Annotated in this window: 16 protein-coding genes; 3 read left to right on the forward strand and 13 right to left on the reverse strand. The window is 71.6% G+C overall.

The features are described from left to right. Positions 1-25: 25 nt before the first annotated feature. Together ASG30_RS04600 and ASG30_RS04605 are read left to right on the forward strand one after the other, a co-directional pair. Positions 26-793: an IclR family transcriptional regulator gene (locus ASG30_RS04600; protein ID WP_162243712.1), complete on the forward strand. Its 768-nt coding sequence runs from the start codon at positions 26-28 to the stop codon at positions 791-793. Positions 794-832: 39 nt separating this feature from the next. After that, entirely contained in the window at positions 833-2,497 is a 1,665-nt protein-coding gene (locus ASG30_RS04605) for a thiamine pyrophosphate-binding protein (RefSeq protein WP_055893308.1), read from the forward strand. 36 nt (positions 2,498-2,533) lie between these two features. Here ASG30_RS04605 and ASG30_RS04610 read toward each other — a convergent pair whose 3' ends face one another. From ASG30_RS04610 to ASG30_RS04630, 5 genes are all read right to left on the reverse strand, one after another. Continuing rightward, positions 2,534-3,517, reverse strand: a complete 984-nt coding sequence (locus ASG30_RS04610; RefSeq protein ID WP_055893311.1) for a Bug family tripartite tricarboxylate transporter substrate binding protein — start codon at positions 3,515-3,517, stop codon at positions 2,534-2,536. A 131-nt stretch (positions 3,518-3,648) separates the two neighbouring features. Then, positions 3,649-4,161, reverse strand: a complete 513-nt coding sequence (locus tag ASG30_RS04615) for a MarR family winged helix-turn-helix transcriptional regulator (protein WP_055893315.1) — start codon at positions 4,159-4,161, stop codon at positions 3,649-3,651. A 1-nt stretch (position 4,162) separates the two neighbouring features. Further along, the gene (locus ASG30_RS04620; protein ID WP_055893317.1) at positions 4,163-5,101 is read right to left on the reverse strand and encodes a fumarylacetoacetate hydrolase family protein; all 939 of its coding nucleotides are present in this window, start codon (positions 5,099-5,101) and stop codon (positions 4,163-4,165) included. Between the two features lie 13 nt (positions 5,102-5,114). Beyond that, a complete protein-coding gene (locus tag ASG30_RS04625) occupies positions 5,115-5,972 on the reverse strand; it encodes a TauD/TfdA dioxygenase family protein (RefSeq protein WP_055893320.1) in 858 nt (285 codons plus the stop codon). Then, complete coding sequence (locus ASG30_RS04630; protein WP_235579736.1) at positions 5,969-7,204, reverse strand: alpha-hydroxy acid oxidase; 1,236 nt, start codon at positions 7,202-7,204, stop codon at positions 5,969-5,971. Before ASG30_RS04630 ends, ASG30_RS04625 begins: the two co-directional genes overlap by 4 nt. A 157-nt stretch (positions 7,205-7,361) precedes the next feature. Here ASG30_RS04630 and ASG30_RS04635 point away from each other — a divergent pair, with 157 nt between their 5' ends. Beyond that, entirely contained in the window at positions 7,362-7,682 is a 321-nt protein-coding gene (locus ASG30_RS04635; protein ID WP_055893324.1) for an EthD family reductase, read from the forward strand. On the opposite strand, the gene mnhG is transcribed toward ASG30_RS04635, so the two are convergent. The 8 genes from mnhG to ASG30_RS04675 are packed head-to-tail and all read right to left on the reverse strand — an operon-like array spanning position 7,679 to position 15,371. Beyond that, a complete protein-coding gene (mnhG, locus tag ASG30_RS04640; RefSeq protein WP_055893327.1) occupies positions 7,679-8,071 on the reverse strand; it encodes a monovalent cation/H(+) antiporter subunit G in 393 nt (130 codons plus the stop codon). The genes ASG30_RS04635 and mnhG overlap by 4 nt on opposite strands. After that, the gene (locus ASG30_RS04645) at positions 8,068-8,343 is read right to left on the reverse strand and encodes a K+/H+ antiporter subunit F (RefSeq protein ID WP_055893328.1); all 276 of its coding nucleotides are present in this window, start codon (positions 8,341-8,343) and stop codon (positions 8,068-8,070) included. Before ASG30_RS04645 ends, mnhG begins: the two co-directional genes overlap by 4 nt. Further along, entirely contained in the window at positions 8,340-8,822 is a 483-nt protein-coding gene (locus ASG30_RS04650; protein ID WP_055893331.1) for a Na+/H+ antiporter subunit E, read from the reverse strand. Before ASG30_RS04650 ends, ASG30_RS04645 begins: the two co-directional genes overlap by 4 nt. Next, positions 8,819-10,483, reverse strand: a complete 1,665-nt coding sequence (locus ASG30_RS04655; protein ID WP_055893333.1) for a monovalent cation/H+ antiporter subunit D — start codon at positions 10,481-10,483, stop codon at positions 8,819-8,821. The genes ASG30_RS04650 and ASG30_RS04655 overlap by 4 nt, the downstream gene beginning before the upstream one ends. Further along, a complete protein-coding gene (locus tag ASG30_RS04660) occupies positions 10,480-10,824 on the reverse strand; it encodes a Na+/H+ antiporter subunit C (RefSeq protein WP_055893338.1) in 345 nt (114 codons plus the stop codon). The genes ASG30_RS04655 and ASG30_RS04660 overlap by 4 nt, the downstream gene beginning before the upstream one ends. Next, positions 10,824-13,730, reverse strand: a complete 2,907-nt coding sequence (locus ASG30_RS04665; RefSeq protein WP_055893339.1) for a monovalent cation/H+ antiporter subunit A — start codon at positions 13,728-13,730, stop codon at positions 10,824-10,826. Before ASG30_RS04665 ends, ASG30_RS04660 begins: the two co-directional genes overlap by 1 nt. Positions 13,731-13,768: 38 nt before the next feature. Next, the gene (locus ASG30_RS04670; RefSeq protein WP_055893341.1) at positions 13,769-14,425 is read right to left on the reverse strand and encodes a hypothetical protein; all 657 of its coding nucleotides are present in this window, start codon (positions 14,423-14,425) and stop codon (positions 13,769-13,771) included. 1 nt (position 14,426) lies between these two features. After that, positions 14,427-15,371: a hypothetical protein gene (locus tag ASG30_RS04675; RefSeq protein ID WP_055893342.1), complete on the reverse strand. Its 945-nt coding sequence runs from the start codon at positions 15,369-15,371 to the stop codon at positions 14,427-14,429. Between the last annotated feature and the right edge of the window lie 565 nt (positions 15,372-15,936).

The raw sequence follows: 15,936 nt of genomic DNA on the forward strand, positions 1-15,936 counted from the left end.
GGAATTCGATGAAAAATCCCACGATATGGACACTCAATCGCAATTGGTGGGAGGCGCGCAAAGCTTCCGCCGGGCCATCTCGCTGCTCCGGCTGGTCGCCCGGGACCACGCGCAGGGCGTGCGCGCGGCGGACCTGGCGAGCAGCTGCGGGCTGGAACGCTCCACCGCCTACCGGCTGCTGGCCGCCCTGGAGGAGGAGCAGCTCGTGCGCAAGGACGCCAACACCAAGCGCTTCCACCTGGGCATGAGCGCCATGCAGCTGGGCTTCTCGGCCATGAGCCGCATCCCGCTGCTGGACCTGTACCGCCCCACCTTGCAGCAGATCGCGCGGGTGTCGGGCGACACCGTGTTCATGCTGCTGCAGCAGGGCGAGTACTGCATCTGCGTGCACCGGGAGGAGGGGCCGTTCCCGATCCGGGTCTTCGCCACCTACGTGGGCGCCGTGCGGCCGGTGGGCATCGGCGCCGGCGGGCTGGCCATCCTGGCCACGCTGCCGGACGAGCAGATCGAGGCCGTGCTGGCCCGGCACGCCGCGTCGTTCGAGACCGCCGGGCTCAACGCGCAGAGCGTGCGCCGCATCGTGGCGCGCACCCGCCGTCTGGGCTATTCCGAGACGCTGGGCGTCATCACGACCGGGGTGTCCGCCGTCGGCGCGGTGATCCCGCTGCCGGGGGACGTGCGTGCCGCCGTCTCCATCGGCGCGATCGATGCCCGCATGAAGCCCGAGCGGCGCGCGCAGCTCGGCGAGTACCTCGTGAAGACGCTCGCCAACCCGGTGCCGTCGGCGGGGTGATGGGGGAGGGGGAATTCATCTAATGAGTACACTCATCAAATGACCGGACAGCCAGCCCCCGCCGCGACTCGCGGATTCGAATCGCTTGCGCAGCAGCTCAAGGAGGCCCGGTTCACCGGCCTGTTCGGGCTGATGGGCGATGCCAACCTGGACCTGGTGGCCGCCTGCGTGCAGCGCCACGGCCTGCGCTTCGTCGCGGCGAGGACGGAGGCAGGCGCAGTGGCGATGGCGGACGGCTGCGCGCGCGTCACCGGGCGGCCCGCGCTCGCCACGGTGACCTGCGGACCGGGCCTGACCAATGCGATCACCGCGTTGACCACGGCCGTGCGCGCCGGCACGCCGCTGCTGCTGGTGACCGGCCAGATCCCCCTGCAGGCGGTCAGCCGCAACCAGCGCTTCGACCATGCGGCGGTGCTGGCGCCGACCGGCGCGGCCGTGCTCACGATCGAGTCCGCGCAGCAACTGCACGGCTGCGTCGCACGGGCGCTGGCCCTGCTGAACGAGCAGGGCCGGCCGGTCGTCCTGAACGTGATGGTGCCGGTGCTGGATGGCCAGGCGCCGGGTGGCGGCGACGCCGAGGCGGACACGGCGCCGCGGGCACAGAACCCTGCACCCGCTCCGGCGCCCGAGGCGCTGCAGCTGTTCGCGCGCAAGCTCACCCAGGCGCGACGCCCCGTCCTGCTGGCCGGCCGCGGAGCCGTGCGCGCGGGGGCGCTCGATGCGTTGGGGCAGCTTGCCGACCGCACGGGCGCGATGCTGGCGACCACGCTCTGCGCCAAGGATGCCTTCGCGGGTTCGCCGCGCGACCTCGGCCTGTCGGGCGGCTTCGCGCTCGAAGCCGGCGCGTGCGTGTTGCGCGATGCCGACCTGATCGTGGCGTTCGGCGCCAACCTCAACGCCTGGACCACGGCTGCCGGCAGCGCTTACGGCCAGGCGGAAATCCTGCAGTGCGACGCGGACCCCTCGGCCTTCGCGCGCGCCAGCGTCGCGCTGGCCGGCCATTGGCAGGGCGATGCGGCCGGATGCACACGCCAGCTGCTGGCGGCCTTGCCCGCGGGTGAACGGCCGGCGTGGCATGCGCCCGTGGCGCGGGAAGACGGTCCCGCAGCGGCGCACGGTGCCACGGGCGGGCGCGTCGACCCGCGTGCGCTCTGTGCCTGGCTCGACCGCAGGCTGCCGGCCGACCGCCTGCTGGCCGTCGACGGCGGGCACTTCTTCGAGTTCCCGAGCAAGTTCATCCGCGTGCCGCGGGCGTCGGCCTCGATCTTCTCGCTCGACTTCGGCTCCATCGGCCTGGCCATGGGCATGGGCCTGGGCGCGGCGGTCGGACAGCCGGCGAGCCTGTCCGTGATCGCGGTGGGCGATGGCGGATTCATGATGGCGCTGCCGGAACTGGACACGGCCGTGCGGCACCGGATCCCCAGCCTGTTCGTGGTGTTCAACGACGCCGCCTACGGCGCCGAGGTCAAGCACCTGGAGGAGCGCGGCTGGTCGCCGGAACTCGCGGCCTTCGACATGCCGGACATCGCGCGGCTCGCCACATCGATGGGGGCCCGCGGGATCACCGTGCGCTCCGTGGCCGACCTGGAGTCGCACGCCGCCCAGATCGCCGCGCCCACCGGGCCGCTGGTGCTGGACGTGCACATCGACCCCGCCATCGAAGCCGAGTGGATCGGCCTGGCCCGCAGGATCCGGGGCCGCTGAACGATCCGCCCGCGCTTGCGGCGGGCGGGATGCAGGTCAGTTGTCGAACTGCAGCTTGGCTTCGGTGATGAGCTTGCGGTTGCGCTCGGTCTCGCTGGCCAGGAAGGCGCGGTACTCGTCCGGCGTGCTGGGGGCCGGCACCATGCCCAGGCCCGCGATCCGCTGCCGCACGTCGGGCATCGCCATGATGCGCGCCGTTTCCTTGCTCAGCCGCTCGATGATGGCCGCAGGCGTCTGCGCCGGCGCGGTGATGCCGATGAAGGCCTGCGAGATGAAGCCGGGAACGCCCGCTTCCTGCATGGTGGGGATGGCCGGCTGCATGGGCACGCGCGCCGCGCTGGTGACGGCCAGCGCGCGGACCTTGCCCGCCTGGATCTGGGCGTTCGCCGAAGCGAAGGTATCGAACAGGAAATCGACGCGCCCGGCCAGGAGCTCGGTCATCGCGGGCGCGCTGCCTTTGAACGGTATGTGCGTGATGAACGTCCGGGTCAGGCTCTTGAACAGCTCGGCGGACATGTGCGCGCTGGAGCCGTTGCCGAACGATGCGTAGTTGAGCTTTCCGGGGTTGGCCCGCGCGGCCTTGACCAGGTCGGCCACGCTCTGGAAGGGGCTGCCGGCCGGCACCACCAGCACGCTGGGCACGATGGTGAGCAGACTGATCGGCGAGAAGTCCTTGGGTACCGAGTACGGCAGGTTGGACATCGTGATCGGGCCGATCGTGCTGTCCGGCCCGGTGTTCACCAGCAGGGTGTAGCCGTCGGCCGGCGCCTTGGCGACCGCGGCGGCGGCCAGGGTGGCGCTGGCGCCGGGACGGTTCTCCACCAGGGCGGGCTGCCCCAGCACTTCTCCGTACTTCTGCGCCATCAGGCGGGCGATCGCATCGCCGGCGCCGCCGGGCGTGTAGCCGATGAGCAGCTTGAGGGGGCGGTCGGGATACGTCTGCGCCGATGCGAGCGTGGGCAACAGCAGCGGCAGGGCAATCGCCTTCAGGGCGGCGCGACGGGTGGAAGCATTCGGCATGGAGGAACCTGCGGGAGGGAAGGGGGTGCGAAAATCGTGAGAGTACTCACTAAATGCGGCGCCGGGAAGGGGGTTGGTGCGGATCCCGGACGGACCGCGAACACCCCCCGCCGCAGGTGAGGAGGTTCGGACTACTCCTGCGCCGCGCGCATGCGGCGCCAGGGCAACTCGGCCGCGGCTTCCTGCCCGCCTTCGTGCGCTCGGACCACGCGGTCGATCATCTCGAGGAAAGCCTTGCGCTCTTCAGGCTGCAGCGGCGACAGCAGGTGCTGCGACGCCCGCCGCGCCTCGATGGCGGCCTTCTCGAGCAGATCGCGCCCCTCCGGGGTGAGGTACAGCAGGCGCGTGCGCCGGTCGACGACGCCCGGCTCGCGCCGCAGCAGGCCCCTGGCCTCCAGCCGCGCGACCACGTCCTTCATGGTCGAGGTGTCGATGCGCGCCCGGGTGGCGACGGTGACCTGGTCGAGGCCGTCTTCCTTCTGCAGGTGCAGCAGGATGGTGTTCTGCAGCGGCGTGATCTCCAGCGGGCTCAGGTACTCGTGGAAGATGGCCACGGAGACCTGCTGCAGGCGCCGCACGAGAAAGCCCGGGCCGCGCGCATGCCGGGCCTGCGCCCCCGTGACGGTGCTTCGGGGCGACGGCATCTCAGGCAATCCTCGTTTCCAGCGTCCCGATCTGGTGCACCGTCGCACGGACGACATCCCCCGGCTGCAGGTAGAACGGTGCAGGGTCCGGCTTGCGCGAGATCGCCACGCCCTCGGGGCTTCCGGTCGTGACCAGGTCGCCGCGGTCCAGGCCCATCCGGGACCAGTGTGCGACCAGCGCGGGGAAACCGAAGATGAGGTCGGTGCAGCTGGCCTGCTGCCGCACCTCGCCGTTGACGGTGAGCTCCAGCTCGAGCACCGACGGGTCCGGCACCTCGTCGGCGGTGATGATCCAGGGCCCGAGCGGTCCGAGCCCGGGGAAGTTCTTGCCCAGCAGGATGCTCTGGTTCTGCATCTCCTTGCGCTGCAGCTCGCGCGCGGAGAGGTCGTTCAGGATCGTGTAGCCGAACACGGCCGACAGGGCTTCCTTCTCGCTGGCGCGTTCGATGCGGCGGCCGATCACCGCGGTCGCCTCGATCTCGTAGTCGAACCACTGGGTCTCGGGCGGCCGGTGGACGACTGCGCGCGTGGGCACCATCGAGCTCGCGAGCTTGATGAACCCCATCGGGATCTCGGTGTGCGCCTGCACGCCGCGCTGCTTCCAGTACTCGAGCGACTCGGCCATGTGGGCGCCGAAGTTGCGGCCGCCGGCGATGCAGTTGCGCACGCGCACAGGCACCATCCAGGGCACGTCGGCTTCGGCAGTGAACCAGGCGGGGTCGCCTTCCCGCAGGGCCCAGGCCACGCATTCGTTGGCGGCATCGAGCCCGGCCTCGCCCGCGTCCATCAACGCGTCCATGGTGTTCTGGAACCCAGTTGCGCGGCCGCGCGAGCGCATGGCCGTGCCCAGGTCGAGCACGCGCAGCGTGTGCCCGTCGGGCAGCACCACGCCCAGGCGTTCGCCAGACCCGTCGGCGGCTTCGTATCGTCCGATCTTCATGTGCGCTCCGGTTTCAGACGGCTTCGAGTTCGCGCACGCCGCACCAGCGCATCTGCCGGGGCTGGCTGCCCTTGTAAGGCGTGGCTCGGTGCATGGTCCAGGAGTCGTCCCACATCACCAGTTCCCCGCGCTGCCAGGCATGCGAATAGACGAACCGCGGCTGCGTCGCGTGGGCCATCAGTTCCTGAACCAGCGCGCGACCCTCGTCCAGCGGCCGGCCGATGATGTGCGACGCGTGCGAGGCCAGGTAAAGCGACTTGCGGCCGGTGCGCGCGTTCAACCGCACCAGCGGGTGGACCACGGGCTGGCGCTCGCGCAGCGTCTCCTCACTGAAGTCGCTGGCCTTCATGCCGATCTGCTCGCGCGACCACAGGATGCTGTGCTGCACCTGCAGGCCCTCCAGCTCCCGCTGGCGCGAAGCGGGCAGTGCGTCCCAGGCGGCGCGCATGTCCGCGTACTCGGTGTTGGGCGGGTTGTCGGGCAGCACGCGCGCGTGCAGCGCGGTCAGCCGGATCGGTGGCTGGTTCTGCGAGCCGTCGGTGTGCCACAGCAGGTTGGCCAGCAGGTACATGCCGCGGGCGCTGCTCTCGGGGATGGGGTTGCCTTCGTCGTCGACCGTGGAGATGTCGTAGAAGTGCGGATGCCCGGACGCGATCTCCTTGAGCCTGGTCACGACGGGCGGCCCGAACTGCTGGATGAAAGCCTGTTGCTCGTCGTCGCCGATCGGCTGCTGGCCGAAGACCAGCACGCCGTAGGTGGCGATCGCCTGTTCGATCGCCTCGACTTCTGCCGCGCCGATGCCGGACTTGAGGTCGGCGCCGGTCACTCGGGCGCCGAAGGTTTCGCGAAGGGGGTGGAACTGGAGGGTCATGACGATTCCTGGAGCAAGGATCGGGAGGGCGCGCCGTGGGAGGCGAGCGGGGCGGGGGCGGGGGCGGCGGCCGGAACCGGCGTGCCGGCCACGCGGAGGAATTCGCTGGAAAGCCGATCGACGTCGGGGCAGCCGAGCAATCCGAGCACGCGCGTGGTCTCCTCGGTCAGGATCTGGAGCGCACGCGCCGCCCCGGCTTCGCCCGCGGCCGCCACACCCCAGAGCGGCGCGCGTCCGACGAGGACGCCGCGCGCGCCCAGCGCGAGCGCCTTGACGATGTCGCCGCCGCGCCGGAATCCGCTGTCGACGTACACCTCCATGTTCCGGCCGACCCGGTCGACCACTTGCGGCAGTACTTCGATCGGCGGGATGGAGGCATCGAGGTTGCGGCCTCCGTGGTTGGAGACGACGACGGCATCGGCGCCGCAACGGCGCGCCATGTCCGCATCCTCGGGTGTCAGGATGCCCTTGAGGATGAGGGGGCCGTCCCAGCGCTTGCGCAGTTCGCGCAGGTCGTCCCAGGTGAGCGAGTCGTTCTTGGGCATGCGGCGCCCGGCGGGGGCGTCGGCCAGCGAGCGGCGCAGCTTCTCCGGATAGTTCTCGAAGCGCGGCACGCCCGAGCGCAGCAGGTAGCGCGCGAACACGTTGAAGAACCAGCCCGGGTGGAGCGCGACGTCCAGCGCGTTCTGCGAGGTGATCTTCAGCGGCAGAGAGAAGCCGTTGCGAAGGTTGTATTCGCGGTTGGGCGTCACGGCCGTGTCCACCGTCACCATCAGCGCCTCGTAGCCGCTGGCGCGCGCACGGTCCACCAGCTCGTAGGACATGGAGCGGTCGGGCCACATGTAGAGCTGGAACCAGAGCCGGCCACCCGCTTCGGCCGCCACCCGCTCCATCGAGACGATCGATGCCGTCGACAGCGTGAACGGCACGCCGGCCTTGGCCGCCGCGCGGGCGACGGCGACTTCGCCGTCCACCCACAGCAGCCCGGCCGCGCCGGTGGGCGCCACGGCGAACGGCAGCCGGCTGGGCTTGCCGAAGAAAGTGCGCTGCGTCGAGCAGGCGGACACGTCCACCAGCACCCGCGGCCGAAGGGCGATCTGCTCCAGCGCCTGCTGGATGCGCGGGATCGCCTGCTCATCCTCGGTGCCCCGGTCGACGAATTCGAACAGCCCGCGCGGGAGCACCCCCCTGGCGCGCAGCCGGAGGTCTTCGATGTTGTGGATGCCTTGCACGGAGTGGCCCGGGACGGGTTGAAAAACGTGAGTGTACTCATGATAACGGCGAATGCAAGCCGGCCGCGGGCCACCGTCGAGCCTGCTCCTAGGCATTAGCCCCGAGGCGACGCCCCGCCGCGCGATCTACGCTCGCCACCCCAGTCAAGGAGCCACGATGATCAAGTTCAACGTCATGTACCCCTTCAAGCCCGGCATGCGCTTCGACCACGACTACTACCGCGACAAGCACATGCCCATGGTGGCGCAGCGGTTGGGCAAGGCCTGCCTGTACTACAGCATCGACAGGGGCCTGGCCGGTGGCGCACCCGGGGCGCCGACGCCCTTCGCAGCCGCATGCAGCATCCATTGCGACTCGGTCGAAAGCCTCCAGGCCGCGATGGATCCCCACGTCAAGGAGATCCTGGCCGACATCCCGAACTACACGGACGCGCAGCCGGTGGTCTGGATCAGCGACGTGGTGGTGGAGCGCAGCTAGTCGCCGCGGATGTCGGCGATTCGCGCCGGGGACGGCTCGCCGCCCTCCGCCGCTTCGGCGGCCCCGCCCAGCAGCGGGGCGGGCAACCTGTCCCCCGACTGGCGCCCGCGGAACAGCGCGGCCCGCGCCAGCAGCAGCGTCGTGACCGGCGCGGTGATGGACAGCACGACGATGATCAGCCACACGTGCAGCGCCAGGCTGCCCGCGGCGACGCTGAAGTGCAGGATCGAGGCCAGCGTGACCGACCAGGTGCCGGTCGTGTAGAGCAGCGCCGGCGCATGCATGCGCATGAAGAAGTCCGGCAGCCGCAGCAGGCCCAGCGCCGAGGACAGCACCACGATGCCGCTGAAGACCAGCAGGAGGGCGACGACCGCTTCGACCAGGATCATTCGATCACTTCGCCGCGCAGCAGGAACTTGGCCAGCGCCGCCGAACTGAGGAAGCCGAACAGCGCCATCAGCAGCGCCGCCTCGAAGTACATGCTGCTGTCGTAGCGGATCGCCAGGACCAGCAGCACCAGCATGGCCACCATGAAGATGAAGTCCAGGGCCACCACCCGGTCCTGGGCGCGGGGGCCGCGGAACAGGCGCAGCATCGCGACCACGGCCGCGCAGGCGTAGAGCACCAGGGTCAGCGTGACGGCGGCGGACAGCAGGGTCATCCGAAGATCTCCAGGAGCGGGCGCTCGTAATCGGCCTTGAACTGCGCGACGAAAACGGCCTCGTCGCCGGGCTCGAAGACGTGCAGCAGCACGGCGCTGCGGTCCGGCGCCAGTTCGGACCACACCGTGCCCGGCACCACGGTGGTGATGATGGCCAGGGCGGCCAGCGCGTGCGGGTCGCGCAGCTCCAGCGGCACGCGCACGAAGGCGCCGCGGGGCACCCGCTGGGTCATCACGCCGCGTGCCACCGCCAATCCCGAGACGATCACGTCGCGGCCGACGCGCAGGACGAGTCGCGCGAGCACGAGGGGACGCCGCACCGCCGGGCCGGCCGGCCGGAGCGGCGCCACCAGCCAGGGCAGGGCCCAACCGAGCACGGCGCCCAGCAGCAGGTGGGCCGGCGCCAGCGAGTCGTTCAGCACCAGCCACATCGCCCAGAGGCCGGCGGAAAGCAGCGGCGAGGGGAACCAGCGTTTCATCGCTCGCCTCCGCGGGGCGGCGGCACCGGCTGGCTGCCCAGCACGGCGCGGATGTACAGGTCCGGCGAATGCAGCTGCTCGGCGGCGCCGCGCAGGTAGCCGAGCGCGCGGTCGCCGGCGAAAGCCAGCGCCAGGCAGGCGGCCAGCAGCAGCGCGATCGGCAGGCCCTCGATCACGCGCAGCCGCGGCGCGGCGCGGTCCTGCAGCGCCCAGAAGTGGGCGATGAAGGCGCGGGTGAACGCGACGGCCGCCAGCAGGCCCGAGGCGATGAGCAGCGCGAACAGGTGCCAGCCCTGCGCCGGGAAGGGCGCCGCCACGCTTCCGCGCGCGTCCAGCAGGGCGTCGATCATGGCGACCTTGCCGACGAAGCCCGAAAGCGGCGGCAGGCCCGCCAGCACCAGCGTGCACAGCAGGAAGCCCACGCCCAGGAAAGCCATCGACGCGGGGATCGCCCGGCCCACCAGGGCCACCTGCTGGTCGTCCAGGTTGGCGTCGGCCGGGGCGGGCTCGGCGAACGACGGCAGGCGGTCCTCGCGCTCGTCGGCCGAGGGCGGCTCCACCTCCAGCTGGCGGCCCCGCTCGACCAGCTCCACCAGCAGGAAGAGGGCGGCCGCGCCGAGCGTGGAGCTGGCCAGGTAGAGCAGGGCCGCGCCCGTCACCTCGGGCAGGTCCAGGCTCATGGCGGCCAGGAGGATGCCCGAGGTGGTGATCACGCTGTAGCCGCCCAGCCGCCCGAGCTGCTGCGAGCTGAGCATGCCGATGGCGCCGAAGGCGGCCGTGAAGAGGCCGCCCCACAGCAGGGCGACGCCGCCGTACAGGGCCGAGTCGCCAGCCGTCGCCGGGAAGCACAGGGTCCACAGGCGCAGGACGGCATAGATGCCGACCTTGGTGAGCACGGCGAACATCGCCGCCGCCGGGGCGCTGGCGGCGGCATAGGCCGACGGCAGCCAGAAGTTCAGGGGCCACAGCGCCGCCTTGGCCAGGAAGGCCACGCCCAGCAGCGCCGCGCCCGCATGCAGCAGGCCGCGGTCGCCCAGCGGCACCTGCGGGAGCTTGTTCGCCATGTCGGCCATGTTCAGCGTCCCGGTCACGCCGTACAGCACCGCCACGCCCACCAGGAACAGCAGCGAGGCCAGCAGGTTGACCGCGATGTAGTGCAGCCCGGCGCGCACGCGGTTGGTGCCGCCCCCGTGCAGCACCAGCCCGTACGAGGCGGCCAGCAGGACCTCGAAGAACACGAACAGGTTGAACAGGTCGGCGGTGAGGAAGGCGCCGTTCAGCCCCATGAGCTGCAGCTGCAGCAGCGGATGGAAGTTCACGCTGGCCCGGTGCCAGCGGGCCAGGGAGAACAGCAGCGCGGCCAGCGCCGCCGCGGCCGCCAGCACCAGCATCAGCGCGCTCAGCCGGTCCAGCACCAGCACGATGCCGAAGGGCACGGGCCAGTTGCCCGGCAGGTAGGCCACGAAGGCGTCCGGCACCGCGGCCGCGCCGACCCGCATCGCCAGGAGCACCGCCAGCGCCAGCGAGGCGGCCACGGACAGCAGGTTCAGCAGGGCCTTGAACCGCCGCCAGCGGTCGCCCATGGCGATCAGCACGGCCGCGGTCAGCAGTGGCAGCAGGACGGGGAGGACCAGCAGGTGGGCGGTGCCGGGGACGTTCATGGCCGCTCCTCCTGCCCGTCCACATGGTCGCTGTCGGCCAGGCCGCGCAGCGCGAGCAGCACGACCAGGAACAGCGCCGTGGTGGCGAAGCCGATCACGATGGCGGTGAGCACCAGCGACTGGGGCAGCGGATCGGTGTAGTTCACCAGGTTGGCCGCCAGGCCCGGCTGGACGATGGGCTCGCGGTCCAGCGACAGGCTGCCCACGCTGAAGATGAACAGGTTGGTCGCGTACGACAGCAGCGAGAGCCCGATCAGCATCTGGAAAGTGCGGGGCCGCAGCACCAGCCACACGCCGGCCGCCACCAGGACGCCGACCGCGATGGAGATGATCGCTTCCATCAGCGGCGCTCCCGGCCGGGTCGGCGGCGCGCGCGCAGCGACTGGTGGGCCAGCGCGGTCAGCAGCAGCAGCGTGGCGCCCAGCACGACGCAGAACACGCCCAGGTCGAAGAGGGCGGCGGTGGGCAGGTGCAACTCGCCCAGCACCGGCAGTGTCACGTGCGCCGTGTACGTGGTCAGGAAGGGATAGCCCCAGGCCAGCGAGCCCAGGCCGGTGCCCACGGCCAGCAGCAGGCCCACGGCGATCCAGCGCGGCGGATGCAGGTTCATGTGGTCTTCCACCCAATGCGTGCCGCCCACCATGTACTGGGCCAGGAAGGCGATGGCCACCACCAGCCCCGCGACGAAGCCGCCGCCCGGCAGGTTGTGACCGCGCAGGAACAGGTGGATCGCGACCACCAGCGCCACGGGCAGCAGCAGCCGCACCAGCACCGCGGGCACCAGCAGGTAGCCCTGGGCAGGGTCGCCGGCATCGCCCTCGGCCCGCAGCTCCTGCGGCCGCAGCAGGTCGGTGCCGTGGCCGGGCGGCAGCACGACCTGCTGCGGCGGCAGGCCGATCACCTCCTGCGGCGGCCGGAAGCGCCGCAGCAGCGCGAAGATGGCCAGGCCCACCAGGGCCAGCACCGTGATCTCGCCCAGCGTGTCGAAGGCCCGGAAGTCCACCAGCATCACGTTGACCACGTTGGTGCCGCCGCCCGCGGGCAGGGCCTGCTCGATGAAGAAGGGAGAGATGCTCTGCGCGCCCACGCGCGTGAGCAGCGCGTAGGAGAGCGCGGCCAGCCCCGCCCCGACCAGGCCGGCGAGCACCAGGTCGCGCCGGCGGCGCCACACCGAGCGGGCCCGCGTGCGCGGGTCGTCCAGGGTGACGCGCTTGGGCAGCCAGCGCAGCCCCAGCAGGAACAGCACCGTGGTCACCGCCTCGACCGCGAGCTGCGTGAGGGCCAGGTCCGGCGCGGAGAACCAGGCGAACGTGACCGAGACCACGATCCCCACGACGCCCAGGAGGGCCAGCGCCGCCAGCCGGTGGAACTTGGCCTGCCAGGCCGCGCCCACCGCCGCGGCGGCGCCCACCACCCACAGCAGCGCGAACTCGGGGGTGGCCGGCACGCGCGGGCGGTCGCCCCATTCGAGCGGGACGAACAGCGCCGACCCCAGCCCGAAGGCGCCGGCCACCACCAGCAGCCACAGCACCTGCACCTGCAGGCGGCGCGAGCTGGTGCGCCGCACGATGCGCCGCGCCGTCCAGCTCAGCCCGCCCAGCATGGCCTCGAAGGCCTGCTTGCCGTCGGTGCGCTCCAGCAGCGGCGCGCCCTGCAAGGTGCGCTGCCGGAAGCGCAGGCCGACCGCCTTGTAGATCGCCGTGCCGCCGACCAGCGCGACGATGCTCATCGCCAGCGGCGCGTTGAAGCCGTGCCAGATCGCCAGGTCGTACTGCGGCAGCTCGCCGCCCACCACCGGCGCGGCGGCCGCCGCCAGGAAGGGCCCGATCGACAGGTTGGGCACGATGCCCACCACCAGGCAGGCCAGCACCAGCAGCTCGATGGGCACGCGCATCCATCGCGGCGGCTCGTGCGGGGTGCGCGGGCAGTTCGGCGGCGCGCCGAAGAACACGTCGTGGCCGAACCGCAGCGAATACACCACCGCGAAGATCCCCGCCAGCGTGGCCGCCGCGGGCAGGACATAGCGCACCCACGTCGAGGCCTGCACCAGCGCCGCCTCGGCGAAGAACATCTCCTTGGACAGGAAGCCGTTGAGCAGCGGCACCCCGGCCATCGCCGCGCAGGCCACCATCGCCAGCTTGGCCGTCCCGGGCATGTAGGGGTAGAGGCCGTCCAGGCGCCGCATGTCGCGCGTGCCGGTCTCGTGGTCGATGATGCCGACGGCCATGAACAGCGAGGCCTTGAAGGTGGCGTGGTTGACCATGTGGAACACCGCCGCCACGGCCGCGAGCGGGCTGTTCAGGCCCAGCAGCAGCGTGATCAGGCCCAGGTGGCTGATTGTCGAATACGCCAGCAGCGCCTTCAGGTCGTTCTGGAACATGGCCGCGTACGCCCCCAGCAGCAGCGTCGCCAGGCCGGCGCCGCCCACCACCCAGAACCAGGTGTCGGTGCCGGCGAGCACCGGCCACAGCCTGGCCATGAGGAACACGCCCGCCTTGACCATCGTGGCCGAGTGCAGGAAGGCCGACACCGGCGTGGGCGCGGCCATCGCGTGCGGCAGCCAGAAGTGGAAGGGGAACTGCGCGCTCTTGGTCAGCGCCCCCAGCAGCACCAGGCCCACGGTGGCGCCGTAGAGCTCATGCGAGCGCACGCGCTCGCCGGCCGCCAGCACCTCCTGCAGTTCGTAGCTGCCGACGATGTGGCCCAGGATCAGCACGCCGGCCAGCAGCGCCAGCCCGCCGGTGGCCGTGACCACGAAGGCCATGCGCGCGCCGCGCCGCGCGTCCTTGCGGTGGTGCCAGTAGCCGATCAGCAGGAAGGAGAACAGGCTGGTGAGCTCCCAGAACACCACCAGCTGCACCAGGTTGCCGGACAGCACCACGCCCAGCATCGAGCCCATGAAGGCCAGCAGCAGCGAATAGAAGCGCGCGGCCGGGTCCTGCGCCGAGAGGTAGTAGCGCGCATAGAGCACGACCAGCGCGCCGATGACCGACACCAGCATGCCGAACAACCAGGCGAAGCCGTCCAGCCGCAGCACCAGGTCGATGCCCAGGTGCGGCAGCCAGGCGATGCGCTCGGTGATGACTTCGCCGCCGGCGATCGCGGGGAAGGCGGTCGCCAGCAGCAGCGCGCAGGCGGCGGCCGCCGTGCCCGCCAGAAGCGATTCGCTGTTGCGGCCGCTCGTGGGCAGCAGGGCCGCGAGCAGGCTTGCACCGAAAGGGAGGACGAGGACCCACCAGTAAGACATGGCAGGCGAGTGTAGACGTGGGGGTGGTCCACGAGTCGTCACGCCGCCGGGTGCAATGCACTTGCGCCGGTGGGCTCCGGCACGGTGGCGCGGACTTCGCGCAGGAAGCCTTCCAGGTCCCAGCCCTGGCCAAGCAGGATCATCCGCGTGTGGAAGTCCTCCAGCGTTTCGGCGCCGATGGCGCGGCCGAGGTAGCCCAGGCCCTTGTCCTTCAGCGTGACGTACCCGAGCGGGTGGTGCTTCGCGAGCGAATGCCAGAGCGCGTGGGCGCCGGTCGACTGCCGGGGGCCGGAGATCAGGCACATCCCCCGGTCCAGCGCCCAGCGGTAGACGGCGCTGGCGATCCCGCGGCGCTGGTACAGGCGGCCGTACTTCGAATGGGGGCTGCGCAGGAGGCGGTCGGCCCGCCGGTCGAGTTCGATGAGCCGGTTGAACACCGTGCAGCCGGCGAGCCGCCCGTTCGCGAGGTCCTCGACATAGACGAAGTGCTCGCCGTCCGCCTCGCGGTGGCGGAAGGCCAGGCCCGGCAGGCGCAGGTCCAGCAGGGTCATGGCACGCAACGAGCGGCCGGCGGCGTGCAGCCGCGCCTTGACCCGTTCGATCTCGGCCTCGACGCTGTCGGTGGGCAGTTGCACGTCGATGCGCAGCTCCGTCCACGGACCGAACAGCCGCCGCAGGGAAGGGGCGTGGGCCATCTCATCCCTCCATCGGCGCTTCGCACGCCAGGAGCTGCGAGGGGTCGCACCAGAGCCCGCTGAGCAGGCGGTCCGGCCGCGACGCGGCCGAGACGACGGCGCTCGTCTCCCAGGCATCGAAGGGGATGTCCAGGCCCGCGTGGATGCCGTAGCCCGTGCCGGCGCGCAGCGCCCCTTCCGTGCGGATACTCTCGCCCGCGCGGATGGCGCCGCCGGCGCCGATGCCGCCGATGGCCCGGATGCCGAGGCCCGCCTCCAGGTGGCCGCCCGCCGCCACGGACTGCGCGCACTCGATACCGTGCCCGGTCCGCAGGTTTCCGCCCACGGCGATCCTGCCCGCGACGCGCAGCGCCCTGGCGCACTCCACGTCGCCTTCCACCAGGAGGTCGTCGCGCAGCGTGGCGTCGCCCAGCACGCACAGGTGGCTTTCGCTCGACACCAGGGACCCGGCCTTCAGCCGGCCACCGCAATGCACCCTGCCGCTGGCCTGGACTCCCGCACCGGCCCCCAGGTCGCCGCCGATGTGAACGCTCCCGCCGGACCGCACCACGCCGCGCGCGCGCAGGTCGGTCCCGGCGACGATGGCGGAGCCCGCGCAGACGCTGGCGCCGCTGCGGATGGCGCGGCCCGCCCGCACCACCGTGCCCACGTCGATGCCGCGCCGGGCCTCGATGCTTCCGGCGAACACCACGGCTTCGCCGACGAGCTCGTCCACCTGCAGCAGCGAGGTGGTCGGGCCAAGCTGGTCCATAAGCCAGCAGGCGTCGTCCACCCGGCCGGCCTCGACCAGCGAATCGAGCACCTGCTGGTAGGAGCCGCCCTGCTCGTGGTGGCGCAGGTACCAGCGCAGGCCGGCCGCGCAGGGGCCCTTGGATCGGATGAAGGCGGTGGTGAAGTCGATGGCGCGATCGCGCGCGCTCGCCCCCGCGTGGAAGGAACGGGACATGCAGGCACTCCGTGCGCCCGCCGCCAGGGCGGGCGCGTGTCAATGCGCAAGGCTGCTGCCCGGCGGTCGAAGTGTCAGCGCTGAAGGGGGAAGGGTGCGACCGCCGGGCTCAGGGATGTGCGGGCGTTCGGTGGCCCACTGCGGCCGCGCGCGGCGGCCACGCTGCGTCGACGCGCGTCGGCACGAAGCGACGGGCGAAGGCGGCGGCGAGGCGGGTGCGGGTCCTGGGTTCCACGCGGCGAGTATAGAAGTCGCTCCCCGTGCGATCGACGCAATCTGGCAAGGATCGACGGGTCTTTGGACGCGGCTTGGCGCGAAGGCTGAGTCCCTCCTACACTGGCCGCGTGAACTCCTTGCCTGCATCGCCGCAACCGCTGCACGACATGCGCAACGCCGCATCGTCGTGCCTGCACGGCAGCAGGCCCCTCACGGTCGCGACACTGGCGTTCGACCCGCCGCCATTGCAGACAGCACTTCCCTGAGCCCGACGATCCGCTCCCCCTCTCGCGCATCCTGATCGTCGGGCCCCCACAGCGCCGGTAGCCCCTGCCCGGACAGGCGGCAC

It is taken from the genome of Ramlibacter sp. Leaf400 (assembly GCF_001424545.1).
Classification (GTDB): domain Bacteria; phylum Pseudomonadota; class Gammaproteobacteria; order Burkholderiales; family Burkholderiaceae_C; genus Ramlibacter.